The following is a 12,295-nucleotide window of genomic DNA, read 5'->3' as shown; positions in this document are numbered from 1 at the left end:
CCAATTATTGTGAATGCCTTAAAAATAGCTGTAATTTAGTGGTTCAAATTATTAATAATTAAATTTAAAAACCATGAAAAAACTTTATTCGTTATTTGCAACAGCTCTATGTGCAACCATAGCTTTTGCTCAAACTACTATTTTCAATGCAAACTTTGATGATTTAAACGGTACAGGAGGAAACGATAATGTCTGGACAGGTAATGTTGGAACAAACTCTTTAAATAATTATTCATCTGCCGGCTGGGCATTTTCCGGAGCAGGTGGTGCCGCACAATGTATCAAGGCTGGATCTTCCAATAGTGTAGGTACGGTGACAACTCCTACTTTAAGTGGACTTTCTGGAAATGCAACTTTAACTTTCAAAGCTGCTGGATACAGTTCTGATAATACGAGACTTACTGTTACCATTACAGGTGGTGGAACCATCAATGGAACGAATAGCTTCACTTTAGTAAATTCTTCATTTTCTGAATACTCAGTAAATATAGTAGGGGGTACATCAAGTACAAAATTAAAATTCTCAGCTGCCGCTACATCAAAACGATTCTTTATTGACGAAATTAAAGTTGTTACGGAGGGAGGTCTTGCTGTACATGATACAAAATTGTCTACAAAGACTTTTGTGAAAAATACTTTTGTAGATAAAGAAATTTATTTTGGAACCAAATCTGAGATTAAAATTTTTAATGTAAACGGACAAGTTATAAAAACTGCTTCTGTTCTTGAAAATGGATCTGTAAATGTAGAAAATCTACAAAGTGGGATTTATTTTGTGGCAGGAAATATTAATGGTAAAGCCGTTTTTGAGAGAATTATTAAAAGGTAATTTTAACAAATTGTTAAATCTATAACCCTATCGCTTTAAAGGAGCGTTTTATTTGTACTTTTACAACATAAATTTTAAAAAAAATTATTTTATGAAAAAGATCTTTACTATTTTAAGCATTACAGCTGTAGCTTTTATGGCAAATGCTCAACAAACAGTTGTTTTATCTGAGAATTTTGCTTCTTATACGGCTGGTGGAAATACAACTTCAACAGGAACTAACGCTCCTGATGCAACAGATGTTTACAATCCTGGAACTGCTACAAACCCTCTTCCTCCTGTAGCTAACTTTCCTGCTGGTGCAAAGGCATACAGTGCAGGTGGTATGGTAAAGTTGGGAACAGGTTCTGTTATTGGAACAATGACTTCAAAGTCTTTAGATTTATCTACTGATGGAGGAAATGTAGTAATCACTTTTGATATTAAGGGATGGACTGCTGCTTCAGGTACTATTGTTGTAAAAGTAACTAATTTAGCAAATCAGACTGTGGCGTATACTGCTGTAATGAGTGGAACTCCTGAGTCTAAAACAGTGACTTTCACAGGAGGACAGGCAAACTCAACAGTTACATTTGAAACTTTAAATACTTCTTATAGAGCTTATTTAGATAATGTTGTTATCAAAACAGTTGCTTCTGGATCTTTAGCTGTTTCAGATACTAACAAAGCGAAGACTGCAACTTTTGTTAAAAACACTCTGGTTAAAAACAATGGAATTACTTTCGGAGCTGATGCTAAGGATGTAAAAGTTTTCAATATGGCTGGACAAGTTGTGAAAACAGCTACTGTAAAGCAAAATGAAACTGTAAGCGTTTCTGAATTGGCTAAAGGAAACTATATCGTAACTGGTACAGTAAACAACCAATTAGTATCTCAAAAAATCTTAAAAGACTAATTAAGTTTTTAGATCAAAATACAGTCCGGCCATTTCAAAGAAATGGCCGGACTTTTTTATTATAATGAACTGATTATTTTGTTCACGAAAGTATACTTATCTATGGCGCTTTTTTTGTAAATTTCCCAATCAGGTGGTATTGTTTTTGATGTTTTTACCACAACTTACTTCTAAAATTATTATGATGAAAAAAATCTTTACTATTGTTGGATTACTATTGATGACAGCATCGGCAAATGCTCAGATTGTGATCAATGAAATCTATGGTGGCAATGCAGGTTCAGGAGCTATTTTAAAGAATAATTATATTGTTCTTAAAAATATAGGAACAACGTTGGTTTCCTTAACGGGTGCCAGTATACAATATGCCCCGGCAATAGGAGCTTTTACTCAATATCATACATTACCAGACTTGACTTTGGGACCTGAACAAACATATCTTATTCAGGAAGCTGAAATAGAGGGGGGAACAGAAAATTTACCAACACCCGATTTTATAGCAACTACCATTACTAATTTTGATGGAACTTCTAATAAAATTGCAGGAATCAGAATATCTAGCGTCTCCGGAAAGATTGCTTTAGCAGGAAATATTGTACAGGTTACAAATCCGGTTTCTTCTAATGTATTGGATTTTGTAGGTTATGGAGCAAACGCTGATCAATTCAAAGGGGATGGACCGGCTCCTTCTCCAACACCTACTGTAGCTATCAAAAGGAATTTAGAGAGCAATAGTGATAATATGATAGATTTTTCCCTTGAAGGTTCAGCTAAGTCAGGCTTTGTACAGAACCCATTTATAAAAGATGGCAGAATTGTCTTCGGAATGGAGGTAAAGGATGTGAAATTATATGACACATTTAGACAGGTTGTTAAAAAAGCTCCTACAAAATTTGCGTCATTTCTCGATATTACAGAGCTTCCCAAAGGAACTTATATTGTGACAGGAACAATTAATAATGCTCCTATTTCTCAAAAGATTATTAAAGATTAATTTTTAAATATATTTTGATAAAGAAAGAACAGCCTACGTGAGCTGTTCTTTTATTTTAATACCATCCTCTTCTTGCTGCGTTGATGATTGATCCAAGATTAAGAATCAAGGTATATCTGATTCGTTTTGCATAATCCTTGAATGATGGTTCGAACCCCAATGAAGATTGTATCGGGAAATAAACCTCAAGGAAATCCGGAATGATTCTTACCTTAACTCCGGTGTCCCATATGAACTTTGCAGGCATATCCTTATTTTTATATATTCCTGCATCAGCATAAACATGGAAGATTTTCCAAACACTGGAATCTACATTAGCAGAAGTGATCCATTGATTGACAGTACCGGGAATAAATGATTTGAACCCACCATCGGCTAGAATAAACTGTTGTGAAAGAAGTCCGCTGCTGGCACTTTCCCCCAGAAGATTATAGGAAAATGTATAGTTTGAAACCCTTGAAATTCCATAATCAAACAAGTTATTTCGAGTATCATTTCTTAGAAAATATCCGGCGAATAATCGAAGACTTAATTTTTGTTTAGGAGCAAATTCCCATCTGTAAAATCCTTCAGCAGTAATTTTATTGAAGTCTTCCATTCCCTGTGCACTCAGACTGAAACTTTTTTCATGAATCATCTGGTTGTCACTATATCCGTATCCTACGCTCCAAAGATTATATTTTTTGTAGTCATCATTGGCAATCATAAGAGGACTCAAATCTCTTTCAAAATAATTATATGAAAACCCGACACTTCTACTAACCGTACTTCTTGGATTTTTTCTAAAGTTGAAATTGGAAAATAAAGATCCTTTTCTATAAGCTAATCCATAATCATAGTGAAAATAAGAACCGGAAGCTCCAAATGTGAGGCTTCGGAAAATACTTTCAGCAGGTAGAAAAGAGTAGGAGACAGCTCCGGAACCTGTCAGTTTTCCAGTTCCTGTACTGTACATGGGTGTAAATGAGTACAGAAATTTTTGATCAAAAAATGATTGGTTCTTTAAATTAACTCCCAAAAGGAATTTATCATATGTATTGTTGAAACGAACCCTCGGGCTTATATAAATCTCATTGTACTCAGGATTTGGAATATCTTTTATAAGCTTAAGCTTAATCTTTTTTGTATTTGAAAATATTCCTTTTGCATACAGAAAGTTATCCCTATAGTTAGACTCAGGGAAAATATATCCGTTGTTTAAAGTGATTTTATAAATATTGTCTGACGCCGGAAGAGAAAAATCTTTAATTCTTTCGTTTTCTTTGTTTTCAATCCAATATTCTTTTTTTTCGCCCTCCTTGGTTTCTGTTTCCAGTTTTACAGGAATGGGAAGATCTGTATTTCGGGCTATTTTGATCTGAAGAGAATCGTTTTCTTTTTTAATGCGCTTCAACTTGAAATTAACCCTGTTTTTTTGTTTGAAAAAATCTGTAAGGTAATTTGTAGATTTATCTTTTTTAGACAATTCTTTCAAAAAGTCTTCCGGATTGATCTTCTTCCCTGAATTTTGTGAAATATAATTTTTCACAAGATCATTGAACGTGGAGTCGCCTATTTTATCAGCTGAATAATTGAACAGGCTTCCTGTCTCAAAACTGCTGATAGCCATATCATTAAAATTACTTAATACTGCAAAGTTTTCATCAATTTTCTGATCCAGATTTTGAAGCATGATGTATTGATAGGCCAGTCCATAGCGGTCCAGAAGCTTAACCTTTGAAGCATGAAATAATTTTAAAGGTTTGAGGCCAAATAACTTTGATTCGGGTAATGTACCTAAAAGTTTTGTGTCTTTATAGAATTTATTCAGGTATTGGATTTCAATATATGATTTTAAACCATTTTTAAACCAATGATCTTTCTGCTTATCTGCAATAATATTCTCGTCAAGAATTTTTTTGGTAATGATTCCAAAATAATCAAGATCGGTTTTTTCTGCATCAGTAAATAACTGAAATCTGAATTTCCAGAAAGTAATGTCATTATTCCCAAAAAAATCTTCCTTGGCTCTAAATTTATCCGAAATGAATATGCTTTCCGGGAGAAAACCTAGTTTTTCTTTCAGAAATTTTAAATGAAGTGGTAAGTAAAACTCAAGGTTTTGCTTCTCTTCAGGTTTAAGATTATAACCAAATTTAACTAAAGTATTACTACCATCAACGCTGGTTGTTATAGAAGGGTATGCAGTTTGAGAAATTAAGAACTCAGGATCAGAATCCAGATAGCCCTTAAAAGAATTCATTTGGACCTGAGGTAGGTTTCCTTCAATGAAATTATTGACCGGAATATCAAAATTTACAGTCCAAAAAGTATTGAAGCTTACTGGCTCCTCAATGTCATGGTAATTATTTTGAGAAATATTGTCCGGATCAAAATGATCCGGAACAATAAAGAAATATTTTAATGCAGTGTTTTGAGAAGATGTTCCGTATCCCGTAAATTTTTTATCGGGTAGCAACATCTTGTATTGAAGCTGCAGGGTAATGCTCTCGCCAGGTTTTAATGCTTTATTCAGAGGAAGAAAAAGATTTTCATCTGAAATGGTATTGATGGGGATCTCCTGATTTTCCGAATTTTTAATATTTAGCTCCAGAAGTTTTCCCAATTCATCATTCTTAGCAAAATGCAAATCATTGTTTCTGTCTTCCAGTTTTCTGTAGACTAAAGATGTTCCGCGCTTGTTGTAGGCAGAAACCCAATTCAGAAGTTTTACTGTTTGCAGGTCTTTGTCGGAATGATTGTAATAAACAATTTCCTGATTGACTTCCAAAGATTTCCTGTCAGGAGACAATTTAGCCTCAATATAAATACTGTCTTTCTGTGCAGAAACCTGTATAACTCCCCAAAACAAAATAAGGCAAATGCTAATCTTTTTCAAATATCCGTGATAAAGCTCAAATATAACTTATTTTGTATATACTTTATAAGATTTTAACCCTGAATTGCTTTTTTTTCCAAAGAATTAATATAAGCGTTCCAACCCTCAGTTTTATACGTAACAGCAGATGCTTCCGGATTATCAGACTTGTAGATTCCTCTTCCTACAATAATAAAATCTGTATGCAGAGTTTTGAAAACGTGTTCCGGTGTATTATATTGCTGTCCTTTTCCATCTCCTGAGTCTGCAAGATTTACTCCTGGCGTGAATAATAACAGTTCTTCCGGAATTTTATTCTGTGAAACTCCTCCAATTACATTAGGGTGAGATAGAGCAACTTTTAATGCTTCTTCACGATAGCTGGCAGTCGTTAAAGTTCCTTTAGATGACATCCCTACAATAGCAACTACACCCACATTATTGAAGCAGTCTAAAGACTCGAATCCTCCGATAACCTGAGAAGTTACAAAATCAGCCCAGTTTGTAATCTTAAAGACTCCGCTTGTAAACTGTAATTCCTGAGTATTTCCGATGTCTGCAAATTTTCGGTCTTCCATTAATAAGAATTGGTGTCTTGCAGCAATTTCCTTTAAAGGTGTGATCGTTTTTTCGTATTCAAAATCCGAAATAATATCAATATGCGTTTTTAAAGCAACAATATGAGGCCCTACTTTTTCAGCAAAATTAAGTAGCTCTTGAGTCGTGGTTACATCTGCAGAAGCAATAAGGTTTGATTTTTTAGCTAAAGCAGTTTCCAGTAATTTTTTTGAAACAGAATGTTGTGCATTTTGAAGTTTTTGTTCGTAAGAAGATCGGGTTTCTTCTTCAAACTGAATGTGGTTTCCTTGTAGGAAGTCCTGGATTCTTTTTACTTCTTCATCAGACAGTTCACCAGTTTGCTGAAGAATGTCACATACTTCCGAAATATTGAAAAGAGTGTGTACTCTATATCCTTTGCTTTCTAACAGCTGTTTTCCACCTTGCTCTCTGTCCAGCACCACCACAATGTCAGAAACTTTAAGATCTTCCTGTTCTATTTCGGGAATAGTCTCTAACAAAGATTTTCCTGAAGTAATCACATCTTCTACCAAAAGACAGTTTTGTCCTTTCTGATAAATTCCCTCGATTAATTTTTTTGTACCATAGCTTTTCGCTTCTTTTCTTTTAATAATTAATGGAATATAGCTTTCCAGTGACATTGCAGTAGCCATAGGAAGGGCAGCATAAGGAACTCCACATATTAAATCAAAATTATCCAATGGAAGCATTTCCAGTAAATAATTAGCAAGATTTTTCAAGATTTTAGGATCTGAAGCTAAAGGTCTCAAGTCTACATAAAACGGACTTTCAATACCGCTTTTCAAGGTAAACCTTCCAAATTTAATGATACCTAGCTTGTAGCACTCTAAGAAGAATTCTTTTTTACTTTCCATTATTTTTTATTAGATATTGCAAATTTAAGGATTTGAAATAAGGCTCAAAAATTTATCGCTCATTTGATAAATAAAAAACCATCCTGTAACTTACAGAATGGTTTGAAAAATATAATAAACTATTGTTTTACGATTTCAGCATCAATGACTTGGGTTCCCCTATATCTTTGTTCAGCTTCCCAAAGTAAAAATTTGTCAACCTCTTTAATGAGTTTTGGAATGGTAAGTGACAACACGGCCAAATCATCCATTACTCCAAGTACCGGTATGGCAAATTCAGGAAGAAGGTCAATAGGAGAGATGACATACAGAATTCCTAACAGAGGAAGAATAATGTCAATGGATTTTATTGGATAAACTCCTTTTCTCCATAATTTTACCATTCTGAAAATATCAGGGATCTTTTTTACAAAGCCCTTGTGACTGATAGCTTCTTTTGCAAGATTTAATTTTGAATATTTCATTTTGTGTTTGGATTTAAATAAATTTTTCAACGCTATAAATTTCACAAATCTTGTACCAACTAATTATAAAATTTAGTTAAAAAATTATTTTATGATATTGTCAATGAATTGATGCACAGACTCTGTGTCCCAATCTTTGGATGCATCTTCTTTAATAAGGATTCTCCCGCTCTTATCCAAAAGGAAAGTGGTAGGGAATACTTTAGGAAGAATTTTCTCAGAAATAGGGCTTTGGGCAATGTATACGGGAACTGTATAATTATTTTCCTTTAAAAATTTTCTTACATCTTCCTCCTTATCATTCATAGCGATAAGAACAAAGTCTACATTTCCTTTTCTGGAATCATACAGTTTCTGAATGGAAGGCCATTCTTTTCTACACGGCGGACACCACGTTCCCCAGAAGTTCAGAAAGACTGCCTTATCTTTAAAGTTTTTAAGATTCGTGCTTGGTGCGTTGATTCCCTTAAGGTCAACATCGTAGTCCTCTTCACCCACATGCACTGCATTTTCAATGGTAGCAATAGGAAAGAACTGATTTTTCAGAAAATCCTTTACTCCCGGTACAAAAGCAATGATACCGACGATGACAATTAATACAATAAAAATGATACTCTTTTTCATAAGTCGTTTTTATAGCAGATCCAAGATTTCCTGAACGGCATCTTTTCCTCTGTTTTTGGCATAATATATCTGCAGATCGTTATAGAAAGTCTCTTTTGGATACCTTTCCGGATCAGCTTTGTATTTCATGAGTAATTCATATCCATACTTCGGACGAGGTCCCCAAGAATTTTTTACATTAAAATCCTTATCCAGTATAAGAACCTTAGGAATGGATTCCGTTCCATTGGTCAAAAACTGGTTGATTAAGCTTTTATCACTATCCCTTAGAAACACTCTGATTTCATTATGTCCTTCAAAGAATTTGAATAAAGCGGGAACTGTTGCACTGGCATCACCACACCAAGCTTCGGAAATAACTAAAATTTTTCCGTCAAAGTTCTTGGCTGTCAATTCCTTTAGCTGTTCTTCATCTGGGACATACTTTTTTACAGTTCTGTCCATTCTCTGAAGCCCAAGCTCATAGTATTGTTTATATTCAAGCTCCTGTTCGTTAGCAGGATTCTCTAATCTTTTGTTTGCTATTTGAAGATACTCTTCAAAAGAAATTCCTTGATCCCAGTAATTTTTCATTACCAAAAATATTTATATTAAAAATTATTGATGTTTCTTGTTTTATTGATCAAAAATAGATCTGCCAATACAAATGCAGCAAGACTTTCCACTACAGGAACAGCTCTCGGTACTACACATGGATCATGACGTCCCTTACCTTCTACAATAACAGGATTTCCATCCTTATCTATACTGTCCTGAGGTCTCAAAATAGTGGCTACAGGTTTGAAGGCTACACGGAAGTAGATATCCATTCCATTGGAAATACCTCCCTGAATACCTCCTGACAAGTTAGATTTTGTGGAAAAATCAGTATTGAAAGCATCATTATGCTCTTTTCCTGTCATTTTTGCTCCACAGAACCCGCTTCCATATTCAAAACCTTTGCAGGCATTGATATTCAGCATTGCTTTCGCTAGCTCTGCCTGAAGCTTTGAAAATATAGGTTCACCTATTCCTACAGGAACATTTTTGATGACACACGTAATAGTTCCACCAATGGTATTGCCTTCTTTTTTGATTTCCTTGATTCTGGAAATCATTTTTTCTGCCGTTTCAGCATCCGGACAACGTACATCATTGCTTTCCGTTTTGGAAAAATCTAAAGCCTGGTATGGTTTTTCGCAGAAAATATCACCTACGGAAGAAACGTAAGCGTTGATTTCAATCTCCGGTAAAAGTTGTTTGGCAAGAGCTCCTGCCACAACCCAGTTCATGGTTTCTCTTGCAGAAGATTTTCCGCCTCCGCGGTGATCCCTAAAACCAAATTTTTGGTCATACGTAAAATCAGCATGGCTCGGACGATATGCTCCTGCAATATGGTCGTAATCCTTTGATTTCTGATTTTCGTTTTCAATGATAAAACCAATGGGTGTACCTGTTGTTTTTCCGTCAAAGATCCCTGAAAGAAACTTTACAGTGTCACTTTCTTTTCTTTGAGTAACAATAGCAGACTGGCCGGGTTTTCTTCGTCCCAGTTCATATTGAACCTTATCGAGATCTACCGTTAAACCTGCCGGAAAATTATTGATGATACCGCCGTAAGCCACTCCGTGACTTTCTCCAAATGTTGTAAGACTAAGAAGATTACCTAATGAATTGAACATGATACAAAATTACCTTTTTTTCTTCAGATAATAAAGTTTCTGGATTTGTTCTATTTATCAACGTTTTCGATATTATTGATCACGGTTGTAGCTTCCTTTTTTTCCTCGGGAGTCATCTTTTTCCAGATAAATCCCTTTCTCATGTCGTTTTTGTTAATAAGCTGAGGGAAAATTCGAGCTTTTACATCATCAAAAATGTAGCTGCTAGAGATGGCTGGAAGTGGAGTGTCAAAATTATAGGAGTAATTTTTAGAAACATTGAAATTTAAATTTCCCACTTTAAAAGTATTGAATTGATGATATTGGTAAGTTGACGGCTGATAAAGTTGTTCTTTTTTGAATCCTGCCATAAAGCTTCCCAAGCGAAAACTTGGAATAGATTGTTGAATAAAACTAGGAAAGGACAATATTGAAATAAAAAACAGACTGAGCCCAGAAAAAACAACCAAAGATTTTCTTTTATCAAAATATTCATAAAATAATACAAGGAATATGACAAAGAAAACATCGATGAAAAATCTGTACTGTGCTGAAAAAGCAAGAACGAGTATACTTTTTATCAACAGGGAAATACAGATCAGAGTGATTAGTTTCTTTTTCTTCATCCATGTAAATGCTGAAAAAATAAGTAGGCTCAAAATGAAAAAAATATTAATCATTGATTTGATGCCTTTCAGAAAGAACCAGTTTTTAATATGATCAAATGTTGAAAACCTTTGAATTTCTTCGTATGAATACTGCATGTCATAGGTTTTCATAATGGCATATTGTGAGGAAGTTTTCAAAACTTCAGGATTGGGCTTCCAACTAAAACCTAAGTCAATTATTGATACTGGAAATATGGGATAACCAAATGTCCAGATATTTTTAATAAAGAATAAAAGTAAGATTAGACCTCCAAAAAATAATTTTTTGAAGTTTGATTTTAAAATAATAATACTATTCAGGAAAACCAATATTGGCAGCCAGATCATGGTAGGTTTTATGACAAAAACAAAAACAGAAAAAGCAAAAAGGAGAGAAGTGTTTTTATTTCCGGATATCATTTCATTTAAAACAATCAAAGAAAATATAATGACGGGAAGATCAGGGCTTGGTGACTGCGAGAATAATAATAAAATAGGGAGAAAGCATAGCTGGATCCAGCTTTTTCGCTCAATACTATAAAGGGTATAAACGATCAGTAGTATGGAGTTTAATCTTAAAAAAGGATCTGAGAAATTTGAAAAGCCAGCCTGGAAAATATGCCATACAGACATCTGTCCCAAGGTGAAGTCCAGATTAGAAATTCCTTTTATCAATCCATATTCTGTAAGCCATTTGATTGTTGGAACATAGTATCCGAAATGATCTAATATATAAGGATGGTATGATCCGGATAATAGAATGATGACAGAAACAATTATGCCTAAAGTAATCTCTTCTCTTGTCAACTGATAAAACTCCTGATAAAGTTTTTCTTTAAAAAAATAGAGTAAGCCTAATAGAACAGTTACAGTTTCTACATAAATATTTAAAGGGCAGAAAAATGAAGTGATAGTCCATGTAAGGCTTATCCCCATTATTCCCAAAAGAATTTTACCCGAGACCCCCTGAAATAAAATTCCGAATGCTTTCTCCATAATCTTACCCAGTCCCATTAAGACCGGAATAATAAAAATTGAAGAGAACAGGATTAGTATCATAAAAAAAGATTGCCTAAAAATAAGCAATCTTTATATGTTATTGTGAAAAAAATTATCTACGTGGTTGTACTCTTCCGTCTTTTCTATCTTGTGATCTACCAATTGTATATCCGGTAGCTCCACCTACTACGCCTCCGATTACAGCGCCAAGACCTCTGTTTTTCTTAGCAATGATGGCACCGGCAGCTGCACCACCTACAGTACCAATGATGGTTCCTTTAGCAGCTTTACTCATCCCTTTTTTCTTGGTAGTTCCTTGTGATGTTCCGTTTCCGTTATCTGCGTAACCTCCATTGCTTCCACCTCCAGAATTGGAATTAGAACTTCTGTCTCGGTATACAGTTCTGGTTTCTCTTATCACCTTTGGTTTCGAATTATTATCAGCAGTAGCCTTAGCTTTCTTGCTTTCAGAGATGCTGTCTGACTTTTTTTGAGCTTCATATACGAGCTTTTCTTTCTCAATGGCAAGTTTTTGCTTTTCTATTTCAAGCTGTCTGGCCTGGAATTCAAGCTTTTGTACTTCCAGTGATTTTTCAGCAACTGTGTCATCTTTCTTACAGGCCGCCAATAAAAAGACGGATAAGAAACCTGTTAATACTATCTTTTTCATAATTCAAATTTTAATAAGCTTAAGCCAAAACGACTCTAGATCTATTTTATTTTCAATTATGAAGCCAAGTTTCAGTTAAAAAACGTTAAAGTTGGTATTGGTACTATTCATAACCTTTAATTCCTGACAAATTTCATGTGAAATTGGAGGTTTGTTGAAAATTTAGGCATAGAGTTTGTCAATATGTTTTCAGTTTTCGAATTTGAAAATTAATCTTCTAAA

Annotated in this window: 11 protein-coding genes; 3 read left to right on the top strand and 8 right to left on the bottom strand. The window is 34.4% G+C overall.

Annotated features, from left to right (window positions below):
- The first annotated feature begins 73 nt into the window (after positions 1-73).
- The 3 genes from C1638_RS14080 to C1638_RS14070 all read left to right on the top strand — a co-directional run bounded on the left by C1638_RS14080 (position 74) and on the right by C1638_RS14070 (position 2,718).
- Complete coding sequence (locus C1638_RS14080) at positions 74-829, top strand: T9SS-dependent surface endonuclease, AS87_RS02955 family (RefSeq protein WP_109621972.1); 756 nt, start codon at positions 74-76, stop codon at positions 827-829.
- Positions 830-920: 91 nt separating this feature from the next.
- Positions 921-1,724 (top strand): T9SS type A sorting domain-containing protein, encoded by an 804-nt coding sequence (locus C1638_RS14075; protein ID WP_109621971.1) that lies wholly within the window; start codon positions 921-923, stop codon positions 1,722-1,724.
- 184 nt (positions 1,725-1,908) lie between these two features.
- Complete coding sequence (locus C1638_RS14070) at positions 1,909-2,718, top strand: lamin tail domain-containing protein (RefSeq protein ID WP_109622508.1); 810 nt, start codon at positions 1,909-1,911, stop codon at positions 2,716-2,718.
- A gap of 55 nt (positions 2,719-2,773) precedes the next feature.
- Here C1638_RS14070 and C1638_RS14065 read toward each other — a convergent pair whose 3' ends face one another.
- From C1638_RS14065 to C1638_RS14030, 8 genes are all read right to left on the bottom strand, one after another.
- Positions 2,774-5,596, bottom strand: a complete 2,823-nt coding sequence (locus C1638_RS14065; RefSeq protein ID WP_228428160.1) for a gluzincin family metallopeptidase — start codon at positions 5,594-5,596, stop codon at positions 2,774-2,776.
- A 53-nt stretch (positions 5,597-5,649) separates the two neighbouring features.
- The gene (gene pyrF, locus C1638_RS14060; protein WP_109621967.1) at positions 5,650-7,029 is read right to left on the bottom strand and encodes an orotidine-5'-phosphate decarboxylase; all 1,380 of its coding nucleotides are present in this window, start codon (positions 7,027-7,029) and stop codon (positions 5,650-5,652) included.
- Positions 7,030-7,148: 119 nt separating this feature from the next.
- Positions 7,149-7,493, bottom strand: a complete 345-nt coding sequence (locus tag C1638_RS14055; RefSeq protein ID WP_109621965.1) for a YkvA family protein — start codon at positions 7,491-7,493, stop codon at positions 7,149-7,151.
- An 84-nt stretch (positions 7,494-7,577) separates the two neighbouring features.
- Entirely contained in the window at positions 7,578-8,117 is a 540-nt protein-coding gene (locus tag C1638_RS14050) for a TlpA family protein disulfide reductase (protein WP_109621963.1), read from the bottom strand.
- Between the two features lie 9 nt (positions 8,118-8,126).
- Positions 8,127-8,690, bottom strand: coding sequence for a thioredoxin family protein (locus tag C1638_RS14045; protein WP_109621962.1), 564 nt, complete (start codon positions 8,688-8,690; stop codon positions 8,127-8,129).
- 17 nt (positions 8,691-8,707) lie between these two features.
- The gene (gene aroC / locus C1638_RS14040) at positions 8,708-9,778 is read right to left on the bottom strand and encodes a chorismate synthase (protein WP_076354554.1); all 1,071 of its coding nucleotides are present in this window, start codon (positions 9,776-9,778) and stop codon (positions 8,708-8,710) included.
- A 50-nt stretch (positions 9,779-9,828) separates the two neighbouring features.
- A complete protein-coding gene (locus C1638_RS14035; protein WP_109621960.1) occupies positions 9,829-11,463 on the bottom strand; it encodes an LIC_10190 family membrane protein in 1,635 nt (544 codons plus the stop codon).
- Positions 11,464-11,515: 52 nt separating this feature from the next.
- Entirely contained in the window at positions 11,516-12,073 is a 558-nt protein-coding gene (locus tag C1638_RS14030; RefSeq protein WP_109621958.1) for a glycine zipper domain-containing protein, read from the bottom strand.
- Positions 12,074-12,295 lie beyond the last annotated feature (222 nt).

The sequence above is a fragment of the Chryseobacterium oncorhynchi genome (assembly GCF_002899895.1).
Taxonomy (GTDB): domain Bacteria; phylum Bacteroidota; class Bacteroidia; order Flavobacteriales; family Weeksellaceae; genus Chryseobacterium; species Chryseobacterium oncorhynchi.
The sequence above is the reverse complement of the archived record's forward strand: the minus strand, read 5'-3'. Positions and strand labels throughout refer to the sequence as shown.

Coding starts and splice junctions, on each gene's coding strand:
- C1638_RS14070 (WP_109622508.1), top strand. CDS start 1,909: ATGAAAAAAATCTTTACTATTGTTGGATTACTATTGATGACAGCATCG.
- C1638_RS14045 (WP_109621962.1), bottom strand. CDS start 8,690: ATGAAAAATTACTGGGATCAAGGAATTTCTTTTGAAGAGTATCTTCAA.
- C1638_RS14030 (WP_109621958.1), bottom strand. CDS start 12,073: ATGAAAAAGATAGTATTAACAGGTTTCTTATCCGTCTTTTTATTGGCG.
- C1638_RS14050 (WP_109621963.1), bottom strand. CDS start 8,117: ATGAAAAAGAGTATCATTTTTATTGTATTAATTGTCATCGTCGGTATC.
- C1638_RS14080 (WP_109621972.1), top strand. CDS start 74: ATGAAAAAACTTTATTCGTTATTTGCAACAGCTCTATGTGCAACCATA.
- C1638_RS14075 (WP_109621971.1), top strand. CDS start 921: ATGAAAAAGATCTTTACTATTTTAAGCATTACAGCTGTAGCTTTTATG.
- C1638_RS14035 (WP_109621960.1), bottom strand. CDS start 11,463: ATGATACTAATCCTGTTCTCTTCAATTTTTATTATTCCGGTCTTAATG.
- C1638_RS14055 (WP_109621965.1), bottom strand. CDS start 7,493: ATGAAATATTCAAAATTAAATCTTGCAAAAGAAGCTATCAGTCACAAG.
- aroC (WP_076354554.1), bottom strand. CDS start 9,778: ATGTTCAATTCATTAGGTAATCTTCTTAGTCTTACAACATTTGGAGAA.
- pyrF (WP_109621967.1), bottom strand. CDS start 7,029: ATGGAAAGTAAAAAAGAATTCTTCTTAGAGTGCTACAAGCTAGGTATC.